This window comes from Bacillus sp. FSL R7-0672 (assembly GCF_038601465.1).
Taxonomy (GTDB): Bacteria; Bacillota; Bacilli; order Bacillales; family Bacillaceae; genus Bacillus; species Bacillus pumilus.
Genome location: NZ_CP152010.1, coordinates 1,377,785 through 1,399,637 on the forward strand (window position 1 = coordinate 1,377,785; position 21,853 = coordinate 1,399,637).

The window sequence follows — 21,853 nt, forward strand, 5'->3', positions numbered from 1 at the left end:
GAGGGACGTATGACATAAAATAGAATGATAGTGGAAAATTAGGCAGGGAAGGGAGACAAACGATTGAAAACAGGGAAAAAGACCATGCAGAAAAAAAGGGCAGGCTTCGGGTTGTTTTTGACAGCACCCATTTTGGCCTGGGCATTGTATGACTTTGCAAATACGATATTTTCATCGAATATGATCACCATTTTCTTCCCGTTCTACTTGCAGGAAACGATCGGTGACAGTGCGAGAATGGATCAGATCGCTAGTACATTTATATCTTATGCAAACGCACTAGCTAGTTTTTTCCTCGTCATTTTCACACCATTATATGGAGTCCTGATTGATCGTACAGGAAAAAAGAAGCGCTACATCACAGTGTTTACTCTAATATGTATAGCTTGTACGTTTTTGATGGGGATCTTTGCTGGAATTGATTTCTCAGCCGAATGGTTTGGGCTGCCTGTCTCTTTATTAGTAGTGGTCACCTTGTTTGTGATTGCAAAATTTTTCTATCACTCGAGCCTAGTGTTTTATGACACCATCCTGCCTGATCTTGGGACAAAGGATGAAATACCACTAATTTCTGGATTTGGCATTGCCGTTGGTTATTTAGGGACACTCGTCGGTCTCTCAGTTTATTTACTTGTTGGCAATGACCAATTTCATGAAGCATTTATTCCGACAGCACTATTATTCTTTCTCTTTTTCCTGCCATTTCTCTTTTTTGTAAAAGACCCTCATCCACTTCCGCAGCAAGAGAAAAAGGCGTCATTTTTCAGCGGGTATAAAGAAATTATTCGCACGTTTAAAGAGATGAAGCATTACAAGCCGGCTTTTATCTTTATGATTGCTTTCTTTTTTATGAATGATGCCTTACAGACAGCGATTGCGATGATGGCTGTGTATGCCAAAATCATCATTGGCTTTACTGCAGGACAATTTATTCTGCTTTATCTTGTGTCGACCATTTCAAGTATCATTGGCTCCTTTTTATTTGGATATATCACAAAAGCGATTGGGGCAAAGCGCTCAATTACAGTCGTGTATGTGATTTTGATCGTTGCCCTGATTCTGGCTGTGACAGCCACAACAGAATGGATCTTCTGGGTGGCTGGCAGTTTATTCGGTATTTCACTCGGCGCAAGCTGGGGGGCATCACGAATATTGATTATTGAGCTGACACCAAAGGAAAAGAGAGGACAGTTTTTTGGTCTCTTTGCATTCTCAGGGAAAGTGTCTTCCATTATTGGACCCATCATTTATGGGTCAGTCACTCTGCTGTTTGCAGAGCACGGAAACCTCGCAAGCCGTCTTGCGCTAGGGTCTTTACTCATTCTCGCAGCGATAGGACTTGTGATTCATCAATTCGTACGAGAGAAAGCGTAAAGAAACGTCAACTTTTTACCTATGCTGCCGATATAAAAAGTACAATCTTATATTGAAGAATAGAGGGATTTCCGTGGCTTTAAACAAACAAGAAATTTTACTTGATTCTGGTACAAATGAATTGGAAATTGTAAAGTTTGAAATTGGTTCAAATCAATTCGGCATTAACGTGATGAAAGTAAGAGAAATCATTCAGCCGGTAGAGTTGACTGTTGTACCGCACTCTCACAAAGACGTAGAAGGTATGATTAGTTTACGAGGCGAGATTTTGCCAGTCATCAATCTATTTTCCTTTTTTAATGTCGAGTCAGATCAGTCCGAACAAGAGAAGTATATCGTGACTGAATTCAACCAACGGAAATTTGTGTTCCATACAGGAACGGTTTCACAAATTCACCGCGTCAGCTGGGAAGAGATTGAAAAGCCAACTGCACTCAATCAAGGTATGGAACGTCATTTAACAGGCATTATTAAGCTTGATGGGAAAATGATGTTCCTTCCAGACTATGAAAAAATCATTTATGATATTGAATCGGCTTCTGGTGTAGAAACGTACCATATGTTTGACGGTGAGAAAGACGAAAGAAGAACAGGGAAGAAGCTATATGTCGTTGAAGATTCTCCGCTTCTCATGCGTTTATTATCAAATGAATTAACTGAAGCAGGCTATAAAAACATTGTGACCTTTGAAGATGGCAAACAGGCATATGATCACGTCATGGATCTTGTTAGCAAAGGAATTACTGTGACAGAAGAAATTGATATGATTATTACGGATATTGAAATGCCAAAAATGGATGGTCACCGATTAACAAAACTGCTAAAGGAAAACCCTTTAACGAGTTCCATACCGATTCTCATCTTCTCTTCGTTAATCACTGAAGATTTGCGGCATAAAGGGGAAACAATTGGTGCTGATGATCAAATTAGTAAACCAGAAATTCATCAGCTCATTGAAAAGGTTGATCACTTTATTATCTAAACAAAAAACCACTCGTCATGAGTGGTTTTTTGTTTAAAAATAACTTTCCCCTAGTCGTTTGAAGACGGGTTTCGTATAATGTGATTTTTGTTTTGTGGCGGCAGGTTTTTCTTTTAAACCGACATACGTTTGAAGGATTTGCTTTGCTCGGTTTAATGACATATTCGCTTTCGGATTGCGATATGATTGATTTAAATTTCCTAAGTGTGGCAAAAATTCGAAGTCTTCTTTGGTTGGTGGCAGGTGAAAATAATAATCTCCAATTTCAATCAGCACGTCGGACTGTTGTTGACTATATTTGGGATTGTTAGAGAAATGTAGGCCCACTTTTTTTCCTTTACCTTCTTGCAATAGTTTTTGCAGCGCACGTTTTTTCAAAAGATAAAGAAACTTGGGATTTGGTGCGGTTTTAGCATGACGGTTAACAGTATAAATGGCTTTTGCGATGTTTTCTGCTGTAGGTTCTATGTCTTTAGTATGAGCATAATCGTCCATTTTTTCTCTCCTTTGTCTTTCGTCTTCCTGTGCTTAGTATAAATTATACGTTTTTATTAGTAAATTGCAAATAGACTTATTGTAAAAAGCGATAGGATTTCCATTGTTCTTATTTACAATATACAATAGCCATTCATGACGGTTCTAAAACGTGTCTGTATATAAAAATACAGAATGGTGTGCAAAGACACTAGTATCTATCCATCATGATTTTTCTTCAATCTGTTTCAGTTACAAAGAATGCGGCGCTTTTAATTTTCTATATGCTAAAGGTGTCGTATTTTTTATTCTTTTAAACATACTAATAAAATAACTTGTGCTGTTGAAGCCGACTTTGTAAGCAATTTCTGTTATATTGAAGTCTGTTTCTTGAAGCAGGATGAGGCTTTGTTGAACTCTATATTCATTCACATAATGAAGAGGTGTCTTCTTTAGAATATCTTTGAAGTATCTGCAGCATTCAGATCGGCTTAGCTGACCTGCTCGAGCGATATCTTGAAGGTGCACCTTTTCATGATAATACTGGTGAATCCAATTCAGCATAGGTTTCATCCGTTCATTTTTATCATGCTGCCGTGCATCATATTTTATTTGAAAGCCATTTTGTAATAAACATTTCCACATGGTGATGAGTTGAATATTGAGTTCAAGCTCATAATATGCTGGAGTTTCATCAATTAATCGCTGAATGGTTTGAATACATTGATAGATATGATTTGGCCAGTGGTCTTTTCGGTTCAATAAAATATAAGGTGTCTGACTCGCATGCATATAAGGATGAACGAAAGTGGTAAATAATTCATTGGCTGTGATGAAATGTGGGGAAACGTTTAGACAAAGATATGTACATGTTGTCCCATTCGCATCTTTTGCCATATGAAGGCAGCCACTATTGATGAATACGCCATCTCCTTCCTTCAAACATATCGTCTCTTCATTGATGTGAAATTCAGCTTCCCCCTCTAAAATAAAAACAAATTGAAATTCGTCATGCCAGTGTAGAGGGATGTGGCCGCTTCTATGATCACAAATTTTCGTATGATAAAGAGCGATAGACCAGGTCGTAGTAGAATGCTCCGTTAATTCTTTCAAATTGTAGTCAATAAGAAAATGATGGTTGTTCATGTTTCTCCTCAATATTCTTTTATTTTTATGTTCAATTGATATATCAATATGTAACAAAGTGAACTACTATCAACTATATTATCATGATTGTTTGAGAGTTGAGGAGAATGAAATGGATAGAAATAAGGGAATTTTGCTTGTGCTGATTGGTGCCATCTGTTGGGGAGTAGGAGGAACGGTTTCACAAAAATTGTTTCAGCAATATGGGATTTATGTCAATTGGCTTGTGACTGTCAGGCTGCTTATTTCAGGTGGACTGCTTTTATTTGTTCATTTCATGACAAAAGAACGAGCGCAACTAATTGGTGTGTGGCAAAAGAAGAGGACGGCTATGCAAGTCCTTATATTTGGAGTAATGGGCATGCTAGCTGTTCAATATACTTATATGGCATCCATTCAACTTGGGAATGCAGCTGTGGCGACGCTTTTGCAGTATACGGCCCCTGTTATGATTATCATGTATTTAGTACTTCGCCGCCAATCTACTTTTACCAAAAGAGATATGCTGACGGTGTCATTGGCGTTCATGGGCATGTTTCTCTTATTGACGAATGGTTCTGTTTCAACATTAACCGTTCCATTTGTCGCAGTGGTTTGGGGAATACTGTCTGCTGTAGCGCTTTCGTTTTATACGCTATATCCAATCAATCTGTTAAAAGAATTTGATTCTCTAGTCGTTGTCGGCTGGGCGATGCTGATTGGGGGAACTGTCCTTAGCTTAGTCCATCCGCCATGGAAGATAAATCTGTCACATTTACCTGTTGAAGCGTATGTTTATTTATTGTTTGTTATCATATTTGGTACAATGATCGCTTTTTGGTTTTACATAGAAAGTTTGCAATATTTATCACCGAAAGAGTCAAGCTTAATTGGAAGTGTCGAGCCCCTTGCGGCAGTTGTCACGACTGTTTTTTGGTTAAAAGAGCCATTTGGTTTATTTCAATGGGCTGGGACAGCTTGTATTGTATACATGATTTTATTCATGGCATTATATCAGCCGAATAAATGAGAAGGAAGGGTGTTCAAAGAGAGATTTTCATTGCAAGAAGAATTGACTGGGTTAAATATATATGAAGTGAACTATTACTTCGTGATAACTACCTATTTTAAATAAATGGGTAGTTTCTCAATTTGTATTCATGTTGCGTTTGAAAATCTACCATATGCCAGACAACATGCCCGAACATATGGTTTAATCACATGGTCTATTTCTTATGACTTGAATAAGCGCAGTAGAAGCAACCATTAAAATCAGTTTCATTCGTCATTTGTTTAGCTTCATCAATGGCACTTTCACCACTCATGTGCAGACCAATCAATTTACGGCTTGAAGCATCACCTAAAAATGCACAATCCTCTGTATGTACAACATACTGACCTTGATCATCTTTTGTATGAATAAAATAATAACTTTTTAGCATACCCCTCACCTCCAACCTGACTATACTACTATAAAACTTCCAGTGATGTAAATATTTTTAATTAAAAATATTGCGATTTTATACACATTCCTTTTATTTCATAAAAAGAAAAAATATGTTATAAGATAAGAAGATCAAAGTGAATGAGAACAGAAAGGACTGTTTAGATTGAAAGAGATGTTAACTCCTTTATTGGTCGCATTTGTCGTTGGAGGCATTGTGTACGTGATAGATGATCGGTCGATTCATCCTTTGCTTCTATTTCTCATCCTATTTATTAGCATTTATGCAGTTGAAAGAATCATTCATTTTGCTTCGAATCATTTCGATGAGCAGAAAAAATAAGCGCCGTTTCTGTTTCAGCCATGCAAAAAGGACTTTCTATAGAAGAAAGTCCTCAGCGTGTAGACAAACCCTCGCATTCGTTGTCAGGTCTGCGCGCTGGTGCTCACGAATGTTCAATTCGCTCCGCGCCAGTGCTCGTCCTTCCTAGACTGCAAAGGTTTTCTATCACGCTGAAAAGAAGACAAAGTGCTAAAATAAACATCATTTTAGCACTTTGTCAACAATCTAAGGACTTTCTATAGAAGAAAGTCCTTTTTGCTTCATTTATTGCGCTCCCTGACCTTTAAGTTCACGCTGCACGTCTAAGTCGTCAGTTTCTCTGCTGAACTTTGGCAGTGTAAAGAAGTAAAAAAGGAAAACGAGTAAAATAATAACGCCCATTCCGTAATAAATATAAGAAACGTTTGTAATGAGTTTTGGAAATAGTACCGCAATCAAACCTAATGTCAAGGATTGAGCAAACATGGTAAGCGGATCAACCCATCCTGACACACGTCCCATCAGACGAGGATGGACGATTCTCGGCAGCCAGCCGCCAATGACAATGTTGACTGGGCCAATGCATGTACCAATGACAAATGATGTGACATAAAACAACCATAGTGTATGCGTGGAACCAAGTACAAAAATCAGAATGCCTGCAACCAAAATTGGAAGCGACATGAGATATTGCATCTTTACTTTTTTAGCGAGAACAGAGCCCATTAAGCTGCCAACAAGTAGACCGGCACCGATCGCGATTGTAAAGAATGATGTATGCAGTTCAAAATGGTCCGGTGAAAGGCCATATTTCATTGTAAACATCGGAAGTACAGCAAATGCGCCATTGACTAGACCAAAAACAAAGAAGCCAAAAATTAAAGAAGCCAACAATTTATTTTTTATAATGTAAAGAATGCCTTCTTTAAAATCTTTTAGAGACGTTTTAATGGTCATGCCTCTCCAGCCTGCTTGTCCATTTGGCTGACGTGCTTCAATTGGAATGTTACATGTACGAATCAGGATGCCTGACACAATAAAACTGATCAAATCAATGGTAATGGCACCGTGAAGTCCAATTGTCTTATACATAATCGCACCGATTCCAACACCAAATACCATGAATAAACTAAACAGCATTTGATTTAAGCCAGCGGCTTTTGCATATTGATCTTTATTTAAAATCGCCTGAACGAGAGAGGCTTCAGCTGGATAGAAGAACTTCGTAATGGCACTTCGTATAAACAAGATCAAGAAAATAAGTGGAAGTGAATTGAAATAAATAACAATGAATAAAACAATCGTCAGCCCAGCTCGTATCCAATCGCAATTCTCTGCGACTTTTTTACGATCAAAACGATCTGCTACGACACCGACCATAAAAAAGACAAAGATCGTTGGAAGTGAATACATGAGCTCTGCTAATGTGGCATAGGCGGGCTGATGACTAAAATGATCGAGCAAATAAAAGGCAAACGCCATATTGCCTACTGTTGTCCCCATTTGCGAAGCTAGTGCTGCAAAAAAGAGACGAACAAAATTTCTGTTTTTAAAAATATCCATAAATACGCTCCTTACCCTGAAGATCCCACTTTATATCATATAAAATTTTAAGCATTCATACAATTAATTTCTCCTACTGGCTAATGGTCACAGGTGTTCCATTTGGAACGATTGAAGCAAGTTCGATGACATTCTGATTATACATACGAATGCATCCCCTAGACACAGCTTTACCAATTGAAGACGGGTTATTCGTACCGTGGATGCCGTAATGAACTTTCGAGAGGCTCAGCCAATAGGCGCCAAAGGGACCTCCTGGGTTTGGCTGTCTGTTCACAATATAATAAGAACCTGTCGGTGTCATATTTAAAATTCTTCCTGTTGCAATCGGATACGACCGAATAAGCTCTGATCCAGAAAACAAGACGAGACGTTTCCTTGAAATCGAAACAGAGATGCGGTAAGGGATCGTATTAGGATCGGGCAGACCAGGAATGATGATGACCTCATTTTGTACCGGCTCTTGACCTTGAAGTGAAGGGTTTGCAGCCTTTAAAGCTTCTGTTGTTCTTCGAAAATCAAGCGCTATAGAAGCAAGCGTTTCTCCGCGTTTTACCGTATATCGCAGCATCAAAGGACACTCCTTTTTCTCAAATAAAAGAAGCCATGATGCCCGTCACTTGATATATATATGGACGGAATCAGGCTAAGGAAGGTTTCTCCTAACATTTGTCATGAGAAAGATCTTTGATTATACATATGCAAAAAGGAGCGGTTTGGCTTCTGTCTAAATGCGAGAAGAGAGGGTGAAAAAGGTTAATTCAGGTTTTGCTAAAAATCGAAGCGGCAGTCTTGTTGTCCCAAGTCCGCGGTTGACATAGATTCGGTGCTGATAACTTCCGTATAAACCTTCCACATATGTATGGCCAAAAGGTGCTGTGAGAATGGGTCCGTAGAAAGGAAGCTGCACCTGTCCGCCATGGGTATGTCCAGAAAGCTGCAAGTTAATGGGGGTTGTATCCAGCTCCAATGCTGCATCAGGCTCATGTACGAGCAGCAAGGTAAATAAATCAGATGATACTTCTCGCTTAATCAGGTCATAATCCGGCACACTCATCATCAGGTCATCCATTGTAGCAATCTGAATATGCGCCCCTTCTTTTTCTAATGGAAACACATCATTTTTACATATTGTAAAGCCGCAATCTTTCATCGTTTTCTCATAAAGATCAATGCCAAATGGCCCGTAGTCATGATTACCGCATATCGCGAGCTTACCAAACGGGGCATGGAGCTTAGTCAAATAGGCTTTCGCTTTTTCATGCTCATCAATCGATGCTTGAAAATCAACGAGATCACCTGTGAACACAATGAGGTCTGGAGACTCAGCGTTGATTTGCTGGACGACGGATTCTAATTCCTTCGCAGGAAATGTATCACTTAAATGAACATCACTAAATTGAGCGATTTTAAAATGGTCAAATGAAGCTGGAAGCTGAGCATCCCGAATGGTCATTGACACGGTATCGATCATGCGTGGTTCGATGTATCTGGCATATCCGTATCCACATGTTGTAGCTAAAAAACCGAGAATGCTCGCGCCAGCTGCTCCTTTTAAAAACTGTCTCCGAGAAAGTTGCTTCATATAAGACTCCTTTATAAATAAAATTAAGTATAGCATCATATTTAAAGAATCTCCCATATGGTGCATCTAGGGTCAATCATGATATGATAGAAAATAATGAATGAATAGTCATTCAAAACCAAAGAGGGGGAGAACAAATGACGAAACAAACAGTGATTGTCACAGGAGGATCAAGCGGAATGGGGAAGGCAATGGCTGTCCATTTGGCACATGAAGGCTGGAATGTCGTGATTACTGGAAGAACAGAAGAAACGTTAGAAAAGGTAGCAAATGAAATAAAACAAAATGGCGGCTCGATCGCTTACTTCCAAATGGATGTGCGAAACCCAGAAGATGCTGATCAAATGGTCAATTTTGCCGTAGATACATTTGGCGATGTGGATGCTCTGATTAACAATGCTGCAGGAAACTTTTTGGTTCCAGCAGAAAAACTATCTCCTAACGGCTGGAAGGCTGTCATTGATATTGTATTAAATGGAACATTTTTTTGCAGTCATGCAGTGGGCAATTACTGGATTCGTCAAAAGAAAAGGGGAAGTATGGTCAATATGGTGGCGACTTATGCATGGGGTGCTGGTGTAGGTGTGGCGCATTCAGCGGCAGCAAAGGCAGGTGTTTTATCTCTCACTCGAACGCTTGCAGTGGAATGGGGAAAGCAATATCGAATTCGCGTTAATGCCATCGCGCCAGGTCCAATCGAGAGAACAGGTGGTGCGGATAAACTATGGGAATCGGAAGAGGCAGCGCAAAGAACATTAGATAGTGTTCCTCTTGGCAGACTTGGCACACCAGAGGAAATTGCAAAGCTTGCAAGCTTTTTATTATCTGAACAAGCGTCTTATATAAATGGAGATTGTATCACAATGGATGGGGGGCAATGGCTCAACCAATCCCCATTTTGAATGACGATGTAAGACCTGCTTTTGATGTGTTATAATCACACAAAGAGAGAAGCAGGTGATGAAAATGGTCGATCCATTGGATATTTTAACGAATATTGAAGATGTTTTCCCGCACTATCAAGCGTTATTCAGTGCGGAAGAGCAAAAAGTGATAGGCTATGAGATTTTAGGAAGAATGAAGCTCGAGTCTGAAACAGTTAGCCTAGGCTCCTTCTTTACGGATTCATCTATTCCTGACGAATATAAAGTGGAAGTAGATCATAAAGTACTGACGCAAGCACTCGATCTTTTCACAACAGCAGATGATGATTTGCTCATTTTTATTAATCATGATGCCAATATCCTGATGCTTGATCATGGTGAAAGCTTTTTAGAACTCTTGAAGCGATATGAAGCAAGGGGCATTCAGCTTAATCGATTTGTTATCGAATTTACAGAGCATACGTTTAGCGGCGATATTGAACAGCTTTACCATACGTTAACGTATTTTCGTACATATGGTATTAAAATCGCCATCTCGAATATCGGAAAAGAAAGCAGCAATCTTGACCGGATTGCCTTGCTCTCACCCGATCTATTAAAAATAGATTTACACGCATTAAGGGCATCGGCGCCTTCTCCTTCCTATGAATATGTCTTGTACAGCATTTCATTGCTTGCGAGAAAAATAGGGGCGGCTTTAATTTATGAAGACATTGAAGCAAATTTTCAGCTGCAATATGCTTGGAGAAATGGTGGCAGATACTTTCAAGGGTTCTATCTTCACGAGCCGGCGGCGGAATTAATTGACCGCAATAAACGAAAAGATCAGCTGAGAGAAGAATTCCAGCAATTTATTGCCCATGAGAAAAAGAAACTTCAAACTGTCTACGAACATTCTGAAACATTTTATAAGCGAATTCACCAAGCTGTCACGACCTTAAAAAAATCATGCAGTACAAATGATGAACTCATCCAAAAGCTGGCATTAGAATTAACGGATTGCAGCTTTCGAATTTATATGTGTAATGAAGAAGGCTTTCAAATCACTGGAAATGTGTTTAAAAAAGAAAAAGAATGGCTATTTCAGCCTGAATATATCGAGAAAAACTGGAGCTGGCGTCCTTATTTCCTAGCAAATATTCTCCAAATGAGAATGAGCGGGAAAGGATTTTTCAGTGATATATACAGCGATTTAGAAACTGGTGAGAGGATACGTACGTTTTCTTACCCGTTAGAGGGAGATATGTATTTATTTATAGATCTTCCGTATGCCTATTTATATGAGCAAGATGGATTAATTTAAAAGTAAAGTGTGAAGATCGTATTATCCATTTATTAACAATCTAAGTGGCCTTTTAGGCTGCTTTTTTTGATTGAAAAAAAGAAATAAAAAATGGTTGACAATGAAACTGATAATCATTATCATTTAGTTATAGAGAGAAGCTACTCTCTGTTCCCCAACCCCTCTATCAGATCAAGATCCAAAAAACTTGGCGCTACCCCCGCCAAGTTTTTTTTGTGCTTTTCATCTTTGCCTCATGCATAGGACAGCCCAATCCTTCCATACATCTTAAGTGATGACAGTTAGATGGTAGGAGGGAACGTCATGATCAAACGCGACAAGCGGCTGCTGATTGATTTGCCAAGACCAGATCACCCAGATGCAAATGGTGCTGCTGCTGTGCAAGAATTACTCGGCGGAAAATTCGGTGAAATGTCCACATTAAATAATTACATGTTTCAATCCTTTAACTTTCGAGGAAAACGAAAACTCAAGCCGTTTTATGACCTCGTATCCAGCATTACGGCTGAAGAATTCGGTCATGTAGAGCTAGTGACCACAGCTGTGAACCTCATGATTACAGGGACCACTCATGGTGGAGATCCAGATACGACACCGATGAAAGCGGCTGTCGATAAACGAAATACACAGCATTTTATTCAAACGGCTCAAACAGGCTATCCGTTTGATTCCATGGCAAAACCTTGGACCGGGGAGAATGTGTTCTCAAGTGGGAATCTGATTCTTGATCTCCTTCATAATTTCTTCCTAGAATGCGGAGCACGTACGCACAAAATGCGCGTATATGAAATGACAGATCATCCTACAGCAAGAGAGATGATCGGTTATTTACTCGTCAGGGGCGGTGTGCATGTTGTGGCATATGCAAAGGCGCTTGAGGTAGCCACAGGAGTAGATGTAGGAAAGATGCTGCCGATCCCAAACCTCGACAACAAATACTTTGATTCAGCGAGGAAATTTGAAGACCAAAATGTTCATACAAAGCTGTACACATTTAGTGATACGGATTACAAGGATATCAATAAGATTTGGAAGGGCAGCCATCCGATTGATGGAAAGCCGCTGACAGTGATTGAGGGCACCCCGCAAGGAGCACCTGTGCCAGATTATAGAGAATTGCCGGAAGAGTTTGCCCCAGGCATTTCCAAAGAGGATTTTGACGAAATTGCCAAACGGCTGATGAGATCTGCAGGTTTATAAAAACATGGTGCATGAGATCAGAAAAAAGACTCAAACTAAAAAAACAGATTCTTTTTCTTTTTTTGAATTCAAGAGGAAAAATATCATCTGAGAACACTTTATGGTATGATGCTTTGTAGGACTTGTGTATAATCAATACGGGTTCATCTTGAGTTGTTTTTTTGAAAGGAGTCTTTTTTTAGAATGTCACAATTAATGGGTATCATTACAAGGCTGCAAAGTCTTCAAGAGACAGCAGAAGCTGCAAACGAACCGGCACAGCGTTATTTCGAAGTGAACGGTGAGAAAATCTGCAGTGTTAAGTATTTCGAAAAGAATCAAACGTTTGAATTGACTGTTTTTCAACAAGGGGATAAGCCAAACACTTTCCCATTTGACAACATTGATATGATTTCGATTGAGATTTTTGAGCTTCTACAATCCTAAGCTGAATCGTATGAAATGTTTTTTCTAAGGATTCCTTCGTTTATTTGCGGCAATATACATGTGTCATTTTTGGCAGTGTAATGGAAGATGATCAATCAGCGCACATTTCGGATAAGAGACCATTAAAAAGGAGTTCCTTTCTGTGAGTGATTCTTTTTACTACAATCTTTCTGAAGATCATTTAGCGTTTTCTGATGTCGTCATGAGAATGAAAGACTTTATTCGAAAAGACCCTAGATCCGCCTATGTGTTATCAATTGGTACGGACTCTCAGGTCAATCAAAATGTCACAAGATTTATGACTGCAATTCATCTCCACCGGATTGGCAAAGGGGCTTGGGGTTGCCTCACGCAACAAGTGATCAGCAGGCCTGTGCAAAGCCTTAGAGAAAAAATTTCATTAGAGACAGCGTTTAGCCAAAAGGTATGTGCAGACATCCTTGAGGGGCCTTTAACAGAACTGATGGATTTGCTTCTTCCGTTTGCTGAGGAAGGGGCAGACCTCCGTTTTGAAGCCCATCTGGATATTGGCAAAAAAGGAAGTACAAAAGATCTGATTCAGGAAATGACCGGAATGATCACAGCTATGGGAATTGAAGCTAAAATAAAACCCGACTCATACGCAGCATTTTGCTATGCCAATCGATACACAAAATAAATTCCGTCATTTTTCTCCAAACCTTGTCGAAACGTGCGGTTGACGATTCGATTCTAGTTCCTTATTCTAGCTGTATAGAGAGGAAGCAGACATTCAAAAGCCTGCTAATCAATATAAAAGCATATATGAAACAGGGGGCCTGATGTTGGATGAGCGTCATCGAAAATCGTTTTAATGAAGAAGAGAAAAAGCTATTATTAAACGTATTGCTGAATCAGGAATATGCTGTCGAATTACTAAGCAGTGAGATCAATGATATAGAATGTGGAACAAAAAATGTCGATGACAATACGTATAAGCAATTGATCACATTGTATGACAGAGTAAGGTTTGAGAATTAATATTGATTTAACATTCTATTAGATACTCGGGAGCTGAGTATCTTTTTTATGCAGAAAAAATCTTTCGACAAATTTCGTTTTAGTTTATGCTTAATGGTAAAGGGGAATGTATGATTGATGATTGAGAGAAAAGGGGTCGAAGAAACATGATAGAGATAGAACCAACTCAATTGCTTGAGTCAACAGTAGCCGAGCATATGATTGATGCAGATAAAGTGGCACATGTTCAAATTGGAAATAACCTTGAGCATGCTCTATTGGTCCTTACAAAAACAGGATATACAGCCATCCCGGTATTAGATCCTTCTTATCACCTGCATGGGTTAATTGGAACGAATATGATCATGGATAAGATCTTTGGTTTAGAACGAATTGAATTCGAAAAGCTGGACCAACTGAAGGTAGAAGAGGTTATGCTTACTGATATCCCAAGGCTTAAAACGACGGATCCTGTGCTAAAAGGCGTTCATGCTGTAACGAATAATGGATTTGTTTGTGTCGTAAATGAGGAGCAAGTCTTTGAAGGAATATTTACACGACGTGTTGTATTAAAGCGCTTAAATGAAGTGATTCATGCCGCGAAAAAATGAGCTGAAACCCAGCTTATTTTTTTTGCCTTCATAAGCTATAATTTATATAATGACCATATAGAATAAGAAAAACTTATAGAGAGAAAGGGGACGCCCATGCAGCTTCAGGAGTTACATATGCTTGTTGTGCTAAGTGAAGAATTGAATATGAGAAAGGCTTCGGAGCGGCTCTTTGTCTCTCAGCCTGCTTTATCTCAAAGATTGCAGACGATCGAAAAAGAGTGGGGAATCAAAATCTTTTTTCGTTCTCAGAAAGGGCTCACCGTAACTTCAGCAGGTGAACAGATCATTCAATTTGCAAAAGAGGTGACGGTTGAGCAAGATCGAGTGAGAGAACGAATCGATGAACTTGAAGGGGAAATTCACGGTACACTAAAGCTTGCGGTTGCATCCATTATTGGACAGCACTGGCTGCCGAAAGTGTTAAAGCGATATGTCCAAAAGTACCCAAATGCGAAGGTATCACTTGTGACCGGCTGGAGTAGTGAAATGCTCAAAAGTTTATATGAGGACCATGTGCACATTGGGATCATTCGCGGAAACCCTGATTGGAAAGGAACAAAGGAATATTTGATGACAGATCATTTATATTTAGTCGATTCTGTTATCAAAGACGTGGACGAGTTAATCGAAACAGAACGCCCGTTTATTCAATTTAAAAGCGACAGCACGTATTATCAGGAAATCCAGCACTGGTGGCATCAAAAATTCAAAGTGTCTCCAAAGCAGACGATTCTAGTGGACCAGATTGAGACGTGTAAACAAATGGCCTACCACGGCATCGGCTACGCCATTTTGCCTTCGGTCACCTTATACGACCACGAAAAAAGTGTTCATAAAACACCGCTTGTTGACGTGAATGGAGAGCAAATCGGACGTGACACATGGCTGCTAGGCTATGAAGCTTCTTTTCAATTAAAACAGGTGCAAGCATTTGTTGGTGTGGTCAAAGAAATGCTTGAAAGTGATGCCGTGTAAGCACCTTCTTGGAAGAGGAGGTGCTTTTTTTAGTTGAATGATCATTTACTTATTGCACGCATATCAAAGCAACAGATAGATGGAGCGAATCATAGAGGAGACTTTGATCTTATGAAAAACAATCAATTAATCAAAATCAACAAACCTGAATGGGGAGATCATTTGCGCGCGAGGTGGCGTGAACGTTTTGCTAGTCATCTTTCAATTAAAGAACAAAATGAGATATCAATAGATGATTTTTTATGGCATTTATGCAGTTTTGGAATGGTTACATGCCTTGAAAAGGTTGAAGCGATAGACGCATTTCTTCAACAATCAAAGGATAAGTGTACTGTTTTTTATCAATTTGTTGACGAGGCGTATCTTTTCGAAAATGCCAGCTCTCTTTTAATCAATGATTTACCATATCAATCTAATCATATGGATTATAACGATATGTATGTGATGGACTGGAATGAAAAATGGACATTTGTGATGACGCACGAAACGGATTATGGTCCATATTTTATTCGAATAGATGAAACGAACGAATGAGGAACCGATGATCTCTTCGATACGAAAAACCCGCCTTCCAATTGGAATGAGCGGGTTTTTCATTGGGTTATAGTGTTGATTTGGTCAAAGCTTTTTTATGAAATCATTTGACAATGAAAATCATTATCATTTAAAGTGTACATATAATAATTGAAAATGATTATCATTTAGATGAGGTGACCGATAGATGAAAGCACTAATTGCATTTGCGAGTATGTCTGGTAATACAGAAGATATGGCAGCAATCATAAAGCAAACACTAGAAGGAAAAGAGATCGATACAGAGATGTTGGAATTTGATGATACAAGCGCAGAGGACCTTTCTTCATACGATTATGTGTTCATCGGTTCTTATACATGGGGTGATGGTGATTTACCTTATGAAGCTGAGGACTTTTATGAAGAGGTCTCTACGCTTGAACTAAGTGACATCAAAGCAGCTGTGTTCGGATCTGGAGATTACAGCTACCCGAAGTTTTGTGAGGCTGTCCATACATTTCATGACATGCTCAAATCAACCGGTGCATCTGTATTTCCTGAAACATTGAAAATGGAGCTTGCGCCTGATACCGATGAGGATGTGGCGTGCTGTCAGGAATTTGCCACGAGTTTCTTAACGTGGGCGGCGTTATCTGAGAAACGAGTTGAAAATCATGTTTCATAAAGGAGCGACAGCTGTTGCTGCATCTAAAAACGGTGGATACTTTGTCGCTGTAAAACGTGAAGGTATTTTTCACTACAGTGTGGAGCGCGGGTGGCAGCAACTGTTTAAGTTCAAGCATAAAATTCATGCCATTAGCTATATTGGACCTTATTTATTCGGTGTTGGTGAAAATGGCACAGTGATTAGATCAGGAGATGAAGGCCATACATGGGCGCTATCATCATTTCCAACAAATGCAGTCGTTTGGTCTATTACAGGACGCAAAGATGGGTTTGTGTGTGCACATGGAAAACATAGTATTTATGTGTCAAATGATTTCGGGATTTCCTGGGAAATTATGAAGCCATTTGCTCATGTGAACCACCCGCCTGTCATTCGTTCTTTATGTGCTGCGGGTGATCACCTTTATATTGGAACACAGATTCATGAGGTTCACGGAGGAATATGGGTGTATGACTTGGAGAGTGAACAGGTTTTTCTCCTAAACAGAGAGGAGCACCGGATGACAGCTTCTATGCTGTTCTGTCAGGAGCATCTGCTTGTTTGCGCATTGGGGTCAAAAAAAGGTAAAAAGGGGTCTGTTCAAATTTTAGATTTACATACCAATATGCTGCATGATATTCAATCACAAGCCTTTGCTAGAGAGGAATCATTCTTGGATGTGTCAGAGGATAATGGCATTGTGTATGTGACGACTTCACAAGACGAACACGGGTTTTCTAAAGTGTATCAGCTTGATATTGAGCAAAAAGAGCTCAAATGGTTTGATACGATCAAAGGACACGGTTTTCGTGTAGCCAATCAAAATGAAAACTTTTTCTGTGCTGGTTTATATGAAAGCAAGTTTGTGAGGCCATATGAGGAGCCGGCATTGATTCATTGATAAGGAGGAAGAAAAAGTGACAGAAAAGGTTTTACTGGTGTATGCCACGATGTCTGGGAATACAGAAGCGATGGCAGATTTAATTGAAAAAGGAATAACAGAAGCAGGAGCTAGCGTGGACCGTCATGAAGCGATGGATATTGATGCAGAGCTTCTCAATGATTACACGCACATTATGTTAGGTGCGTACACATGGGGAGATGGTGACCTTCCTGATGATTTTATTGATTTATATGAAGAAATGGAAGAGCTTGATTTAACGGGAAAAGCATTTGCTGTATTCGGTTCCGGGGATACATCTTATGAGCATTTTTGTGGAGCTGTTGACCTAATCGAAGAAAAAGTGAAGGAGCTTGGCGGTGACATTGTCCTGCCATCCGTCAAGATCGAGCTAAATCCAGAAGGAGAAGAAGAGGAGAAATTGATTTCTTTTGGCAAGCAATTTGTTCATCTTCACCAGCAGGAAGCGGGGTAATCGGTCCCGCTTGTTTTATTTTCCATTGAAGAGTCAACTCTTTCACTTGTCATTAAAACTCTCCTTTGGTACAGTAATGAAGTATAAATTAAGAGGAGGACATACATACATGAAACAAATGGACGCTAATGAAATTATTTCATTTATTCAAAATAGTACAAAATCAACACCTGTCAAAGTCTACATTAAAGGTGATTTAGAAGGTATTGAGTTTGGTGAACATGCAAAAACGTTCATCACAGGAAACACTGGAGTTGTTTTCGGTGAGTGGAGCGACATTCAAGAAGCGCTAGAAACGAACAAAGACAAAATTGAAGATGTTGTCGTGGAAAATGACCGCCGCAACTCTGCAATCCCGATGTTAGATTTAAAGAACATTAAAGCACGTATTGAGCCAGGTGCGATCATTCGTGACCAAGTTGAAATCGGTGATAATGCAGTCATCATGATGGGGGCTTCTATTAATATCGGTTCTGTGATCGGCGAAGGTACGATGATTGACATGAACGTGGTGCTTGGCGGCCGTGCGACAGTAGGTAAGAACTGTCATATCGGTGCTGGATCTGTCCTTGCAGGTGTCATTGAGCCACCGTCTGCTAAACCAGTTGTCGTAGAAGATGAAGTTGTCATTGGTGCGAACGCTGTTGTTCTAGAAGGTGTGACAATTGGTAAAGGTGCAGTCGTAGCTGCTGGTGCGATCGTTGTGAACGATGTAGAGCCTTACACAGTTGTAGCAGGTACACCTGCAAAGAAAATCAAAGACATTGATGAAAAAACAAAAGGTAAAACAGAAATTAAACAAGAACTGCGTCAGCTTTAATTCAAATAATTCGCAGCTGAAGACATAGACGTGGATGATATATCCACGTCTTATTCGTATAGAGGAAAGGAAGCGAGTTCACTTGTTAAATCGTGAGCAATTGATATCCATTCGAAGAGATTTACATCAAATCCCTGAGCTTGGTTTTAAGGAATTCAAAACACAAGCGTACCTCATCAATCATCTTGGTGCTTATTCAAAAGATCGAGTTGAGATAGAAACTTGGCGAACTGGACTTTTTGTCAAAGTAAAGGGAAGAAATCCTGAGCGCGTATTTGCGTATCGTGCAGATATGGACGGTCTGTCAATTCCTGAGGACACAGGGTATCCATTTCAATCAGTACATGAAGGGAAGATGCATGCGTGTGGACATGACCTTCATATGACCATTGCACTCGGTATCATTGATCATTTTGTTCATGAGCCAATCAAAGAAGATCTATTATTTATGTTCCAGCCGGCAGAAGAAGGTCCAGGCGGAGCTGAACCGATGCTTACAAGTGATGTGCTGAAAAAATGGACGCCAGATTTTATTACAGCGCTGCATATTGCACCTGAGTATCCTGTCGGAACGATAGCCACAAAGCCAGGGCTGCTTTTTGCCAATACGAGTGAGCTTGTAATTGATCTTGAAGGAAAAGGCGGGCACGCTGCTTACCCTCATTTAGCGAATGATATGGTTGTGGCTGCGAGTGCACTTGTAGGTCAGCTGCAATCGGTTATTTCTCGTAATGTCGATCCTCTTGATAGTGCGGTCATTACGGTTGGCACGATTACAGGAGGAACGGCTCAAAATATCATTGCGCAGCATGCGAAGCTTGATGGCACCATTCGTACACTTTCACCAGAATCTATGGAAAAAGTGAGAAAGCGAATTGAAGCACTAGCAAAAGGGATTGAAATTGGCTACGAATGCAAGGCAACCGTGCGATATCCTTCATCTTATTACGAAGTGGACAATTCAAAGGAACTGACAGAGGAATTCATGTCATATGTTGCCGGAGAAGGGCTTGCGAATGTGGTTGAATGCAGAGAAGCCATGACAGGAGAAGATTTTGGCTACATGCTGAAAAAATACCCTGGATTCATGTTTTGGTTAGGGGTCGATTCAGAATATGGCCTGCATCATGCAAAACTCATGCCTGATGAAAAAGCGATTGAAACAGCTGTAAACGTTATGACAGCTTATTTCAAAAAGCAAGCAGGGGAATGAATAATCAAGCTGCCTCCTGTACACCTTATGAACAGGAGGTGTTCTTGATTATGACAAGAATTGGTGTAGAACCATCTTTATCCGATGTAGAAGAACTACTGAAGCAAAAAGGATATGACGTCGTACGTATTCAAAATGAACAGCAAATGGATCAGTGTGACTGCTATGTTGTCACAGGACTAGATTCAAATGTTCTTGGCATCTCAGACACAACGACAAAAGCATCTGTGATTACCGCGTCAGGTATGACGGCTGATGAAATTTGTCAAGAAGTAGAACAGCGTGTTCAATAAAACTAACAAGAAAAAGAACCGGTAGATTATCATCCCGGTTCTTTTTGCTCTTTTTCTATATCGAGAACTTCTTTCATTTTTTTGCGCAAGATTCGTTCTACCCGCCATCGCTCCATTGTTTCGGTTTTTGCAATGATGCGCAGTACAAGGGAAGAGGATCCGAACGCCTCCACGCCGACAACTTGAGGGCCTTCGATAATTTGAGGAATGTCTTTTCGTACCTCATCACACGCAGCTTGAAGAGCTGTGATCATTTGATCCACATTCTCTTCTGGAGATAGCTCGATATCGACGAGTGCCTGCATAGTCCCTCTTGAATGATTGCTCACGTTCAATATGCTTCGATTTGGAATAAAATGAAGGGTGCCGTCAAAGCTTCGAAGCTGCGTGGTTCTAAGTCCAATTTGTTCTACGATCCCATCAAAGCCAGCAACTGTTATATATTCTCCCACATCGAATTGTTTCTCTAATAAGATAAAGAATCCTGTCACAATATCACTCACTAGCCCTTGAGCGCCAAAGCCGATTGCAAGCCCCACAACGCCTGCCCCAGCTAATAAAGCGGTCGGGTTATAATGAAATAAGTCGAGGATCATGACCACTAGAATAAAAATCAATAAGTAGGCGAAAATATTTAACGTAAGACTTTGCAGCGTTTGAGCTCTTGATAAAGAGACATCATGCTTTTCAGAGAATGTGGAATAGGCACGCTTAATCATCTTATTTCCGATGGCTCTAATGATAAAATAAATCGCGAAAATAGCGATTAGTTTTAGCAAAATCATACTGCTATTGAGGATAATGGAAACCCAATCTACTTGTTCAAATCCTTTCATGATCTTCAAAACCTTTCTATGTATGCTCTAATAGAGAAGCTAATCATTTGTTCCCTTCTGCAAGACATGTTAAACTTTTGTTAAGTGGAGAAAGAGATTGTGACAAATCGTTAATTAAATTTATTATTAATTAATATTGACTAAAAACCGCTTAAGTATTATAATTGTAATTGTGAAGTTATTAACTAAATGAGAATTTCAACTTTTGATTCTCATTTTATATACAGCTTAGAAGTCTGTATAAAGATATTATTTTTGGAGGGATTTACATATGGCAGAGCGTTTTGTAGGAAAACAAGCTCCACGTTTTGAAATGGAAGCAGTACTTGCTAACAAGGAATTTGGTAAAGTGAGTTTAGAAGAAAACATGAAGAATGACAAATGGACAGTTCTTTTCTTCTACCCAATGGATTTCACATTTGTTTGCCCAACTGAAATTACAGCAATGAGCGATCGTTATGATGAGTTCGAAGATTTAGATGCTGAAATCATTGGTGTATCTACTGATACAATCCATACGCATCTTGCTTGGATCAACACAGACCGTAAAGACAATGGTCTAGGTGAATTGAAATATCCGCTAGCTGCTGACACAAACCACACAGTATCTAGAGAATACGGCGTTTTAATTGAAGAAGAAGGAATTGCACTTCGCGGTTTATTCATTATCAACCCAGAAGGCGAACTTCAATATCAAACAGTATTCCACAACAATATCGGTCGTGATGTAGATGAGACATTACGTGTTCTTCAAGCATTACAAACTGGTGGACTTTGCCCAGCGAACTGGAAGCCTGGTCAAAAAACACTTTAATTGATAGCTGAAGAAACAGAAGGGTCTAACTAATGTTAGACCTTTTTGTTTCGACACATACAATGGATGGAG

Annotated in this window: 27 protein-coding genes; 20 read left to right on the forward strand and 7 right to left on the reverse strand. The window is 39.7% G+C overall.

Annotated features, from left to right (window positions below):
• Positions 1–63: 63 nt before the first annotated feature.
• Both MKY18_RS06765 and MKY18_RS06770 read left to right on the forward strand, forming a co-directional pair.
• Complete coding sequence (locus MKY18_RS06765) at positions 64–1,374, forward strand: MFS transporter (protein ID WP_113767602.1); 1,311 nt, start codon at positions 64–66, stop codon at positions 1,372–1,374.
• Between the two features lie 73 nt (positions 1,375–1,447).
• The gene (locus tag MKY18_RS06770) at positions 1,448–2,356 is read left to right on the forward strand and encodes a chemotaxis protein (protein WP_044139813.1); all 909 of its coding nucleotides are present in this window, start codon (positions 1,448–1,450) and stop codon (positions 2,354–2,356) included.
• A gap of 33 nt (positions 2,357–2,389) precedes the next feature.
• Here the strand turns inward: MKY18_RS06770 and MKY18_RS06775 are convergent, their stop codons facing one another.
• Positions 2,390–2,851, reverse strand: coding sequence for a YkyB family protein (locus tag MKY18_RS06775; RefSeq protein ID WP_044139814.1), 462 nt, complete (start codon positions 2,849–2,851; stop codon positions 2,390–2,392).
• A gap of 231 nt (positions 2,852–3,082) precedes the next feature.
• Positions 3,083–3,976: a helix-turn-helix domain-containing protein gene (locus MKY18_RS06780; protein WP_065097177.1), complete on the reverse strand. Its 894-nt coding sequence runs from the start codon at positions 3,974–3,976 to the stop codon at positions 3,083–3,085.
• 112 nt (positions 3,977–4,088) lie between these two features.
• On the opposite strand from MKY18_RS06780, the gene MKY18_RS06785 reads away from it, so the two are divergent.
• The gene (locus MKY18_RS06785) at positions 4,089–4,985 is read left to right on the forward strand and encodes a DMT family transporter (RefSeq protein WP_283924455.1); all 897 of its coding nucleotides are present in this window, start codon (positions 4,089–4,091) and stop codon (positions 4,983–4,985) included.
• Positions 4,986–5,181: 196 nt separating this feature from the next.
• Here the strand turns inward: MKY18_RS06785 and MKY18_RS06790 are convergent, their stop codons facing one another.
• Positions 5,182–5,397: a hypothetical protein gene (locus MKY18_RS06790; RefSeq protein ID WP_050945147.1), complete on the reverse strand. Its 216-nt coding sequence runs from the start codon at positions 5,395–5,397 to the stop codon at positions 5,182–5,184.
• A gap of 168 nt (positions 5,398–5,565) precedes the next feature.
• Here MKY18_RS06790 and MKY18_RS06795 point away from each other — a divergent pair, with 168 nt between their 5' ends.
• Positions 5,566–5,742 carry a hypothetical protein gene (locus MKY18_RS06795; protein ID WP_185847334.1) on the forward strand — a complete coding sequence of 59 codons (177 nt, stop codon included), beginning with the start codon at positions 5,566–5,568 and terminating at the stop codon, positions 5,740–5,742.
• Between the two features lie 264 nt (positions 5,743–6,006).
• On the opposite strand, the gene MKY18_RS06800 is transcribed toward MKY18_RS06795, so the two are convergent.
• The 3 genes from MKY18_RS06800 to MKY18_RS06810 all read right to left on the reverse strand — a co-directional run bounded on the left by MKY18_RS06800 (position 6,007) and on the right by MKY18_RS06810 (position 8,869).
• Positions 6,007–7,284 carry an MFS transporter gene (locus tag MKY18_RS06800; RefSeq protein WP_044142063.1) on the reverse strand — a complete coding sequence of 426 codons (1,278 nt, stop codon included), beginning with the start codon at positions 7,282–7,284 and terminating at the stop codon, positions 6,007–6,009.
• Positions 7,285–7,357: 73 nt separating this feature from the next.
• Positions 7,358–7,855: a L,D-transpeptidase family protein gene (locus MKY18_RS06805; RefSeq protein WP_268484889.1), complete on the reverse strand. Its 498-nt coding sequence runs from the start codon at positions 7,853–7,855 to the stop codon at positions 7,358–7,360.
• 156 nt (positions 7,856–8,011) lie between these two features.
• The gene (locus MKY18_RS06810; protein ID WP_113767605.1) at positions 8,012–8,869 is read right to left on the reverse strand and encodes a metallophosphoesterase; all 858 of its coding nucleotides are present in this window, start codon (positions 8,867–8,869) and stop codon (positions 8,012–8,014) included.
• Between the two features lie 137 nt (positions 8,870–9,006).
• Between MKY18_RS06810 and fadH the strand changes: the two genes are divergently transcribed.
• From fadH to MKY18_RS06885, 15 genes are all read left to right on the forward strand, one after another.
• A complete protein-coding gene (gene fadH, locus MKY18_RS06815) occupies positions 9,007–9,771 on the forward strand; it encodes a 2,4-dienoyl-CoA reductase (protein WP_065097181.1) in 765 nt (254 codons plus the stop codon).
• Between the two features lie 64 nt (positions 9,772–9,835).
• A complete protein-coding gene (locus MKY18_RS06820) occupies positions 9,836–11,056 on the forward strand; it encodes an EAL-associated domain-containing protein (protein ID WP_065097182.1) in 1,221 nt (406 codons plus the stop codon).
• 303 nt (positions 11,057–11,359) lie between these two features.
• Positions 11,360–12,256 carry a manganese catalase family protein gene (locus MKY18_RS06825; RefSeq protein WP_003210823.1) on the forward strand — a complete coding sequence of 299 codons (897 nt, stop codon included), beginning with the start codon at positions 11,360–11,362 and terminating at the stop codon, positions 12,254–12,256.
• A gap of 183 nt (positions 12,257–12,439) precedes the next feature.
• Positions 12,440–12,682 carry a DUF1797 family protein gene (locus MKY18_RS06830; protein WP_003212254.1) on the forward strand — a complete coding sequence of 81 codons (243 nt, stop codon included), beginning with the start codon at positions 12,440–12,442 and terminating at the stop codon, positions 12,680–12,682.
• A gap of 142 nt (positions 12,683–12,824) precedes the next feature.
• Complete coding sequence (locus MKY18_RS06835; RefSeq protein WP_003212504.1) at positions 12,825–13,340, forward strand: ribonuclease H-like YkuK family protein; 516 nt, start codon at positions 12,825–12,827, stop codon at positions 13,338–13,340.
• Between the two features lie 149 nt (positions 13,341–13,489).
• Positions 13,490–13,681 carry an antirepressor AbbA gene (gene abbA, locus MKY18_RS06840; RefSeq protein ID WP_003210802.1) on the forward strand — a complete coding sequence of 64 codons (192 nt, stop codon included), beginning with the start codon at positions 13,490–13,492 and terminating at the stop codon, positions 13,679–13,681.
• Between the two features lie 146 nt (positions 13,682–13,827).
• Positions 13,828–14,271: a cyclic-di-AMP-binding protein CbpB gene (gene cbpB / locus MKY18_RS06845; RefSeq protein ID WP_003210874.1), complete on the forward strand. Its 444-nt coding sequence runs from the start codon at positions 13,828–13,830 to the stop codon at positions 14,269–14,271.
• Between the two features lie 96 nt (positions 14,272–14,367).
• Complete coding sequence (locus tag MKY18_RS06850) at positions 14,368–15,249, forward strand: LysR family transcriptional regulator (protein WP_065097183.1); 882 nt, start codon at positions 14,368–14,370, stop codon at positions 15,247–15,249.
• Positions 15,250–15,360: 111 nt separating this feature from the next.
• Positions 15,361–15,783, forward strand: coding sequence for a DUF4275 family protein (locus MKY18_RS06855; RefSeq protein WP_113767752.1), 423 nt, complete (start codon positions 15,361–15,363; stop codon positions 15,781–15,783).
• Positions 15,784–15,970: 187 nt separating this feature from the next.
• Positions 15,971–16,447 (forward strand): flavodoxin, encoded by a 477-nt coding sequence (locus tag MKY18_RS06860; protein WP_065097184.1) that lies wholly within the window; start codon positions 15,971–15,973, stop codon positions 16,445–16,447.
• Entirely contained in the window at positions 16,437–17,330 is an 894-nt protein-coding gene (locus MKY18_RS06865; RefSeq protein WP_283924458.1) for an exo-alpha-sialidase, read from the forward strand. Before MKY18_RS06860 ends, MKY18_RS06865 begins: the two co-directional genes overlap by 11 nt.
• A gap of 49 nt (positions 17,331–17,379) precedes the next feature.
• Positions 17,380–17,805 (forward strand): flavodoxin, encoded by a 426-nt coding sequence (locus tag MKY18_RS06870; RefSeq protein ID WP_044142105.1) that lies wholly within the window; start codon positions 17,380–17,382, stop codon positions 17,803–17,805.
• Between the two features lie 109 nt (positions 17,806–17,914).
• Positions 17,915–18,625, forward strand: coding sequence for a 2,3,4,5-tetrahydropyridine-2,6-dicarboxylate N-acetyltransferase (gene dapD / locus MKY18_RS06875; RefSeq protein ID WP_044142056.1), 711 nt, complete (start codon positions 17,915–17,917; stop codon positions 18,623–18,625).
• Between the two features lie 34 nt (positions 18,626–18,659).
• Complete coding sequence (locus MKY18_RS06880; RefSeq protein WP_065097186.1) at positions 18,660–19,838, forward strand: N-acetyldiaminopimelate deacetylase; 1,179 nt, start codon at positions 18,660–18,662, stop codon at positions 19,836–19,838.
• A gap of 50 nt (positions 19,839–19,888) precedes the next feature.
• Positions 19,889–20,131, forward strand: coding sequence for a YkuS family protein (locus MKY18_RS06885; protein ID WP_003211408.1), 243 nt, complete (start codon positions 19,889–19,891; stop codon positions 20,129–20,131).
• A gap of 29 nt (positions 20,132–20,160) precedes the next feature.
• Here MKY18_RS06885 and MKY18_RS06890 read toward each other — a convergent pair whose 3' ends face one another.
• Positions 20,161–20,967 (reverse strand): mechanosensitive ion channel family protein, encoded by an 807-nt coding sequence (locus tag MKY18_RS06890; protein WP_185107991.1) that lies wholly within the window; start codon positions 20,965–20,967, stop codon positions 20,161–20,163.
• Between the two features lie 271 nt (positions 20,968–21,238).
• On the opposite strand from MKY18_RS06890, the gene ahpA reads away from it, so the two are divergent.
• Complete coding sequence (gene ahpA, locus MKY18_RS06895; protein ID WP_003211758.1) at positions 21,239–21,781, forward strand: biofilm-specific peroxidase AhpA; 543 nt, start codon at positions 21,239–21,241, stop codon at positions 21,779–21,781.
• Positions 21,782–21,853: the final 72 nt, after the last annotated feature.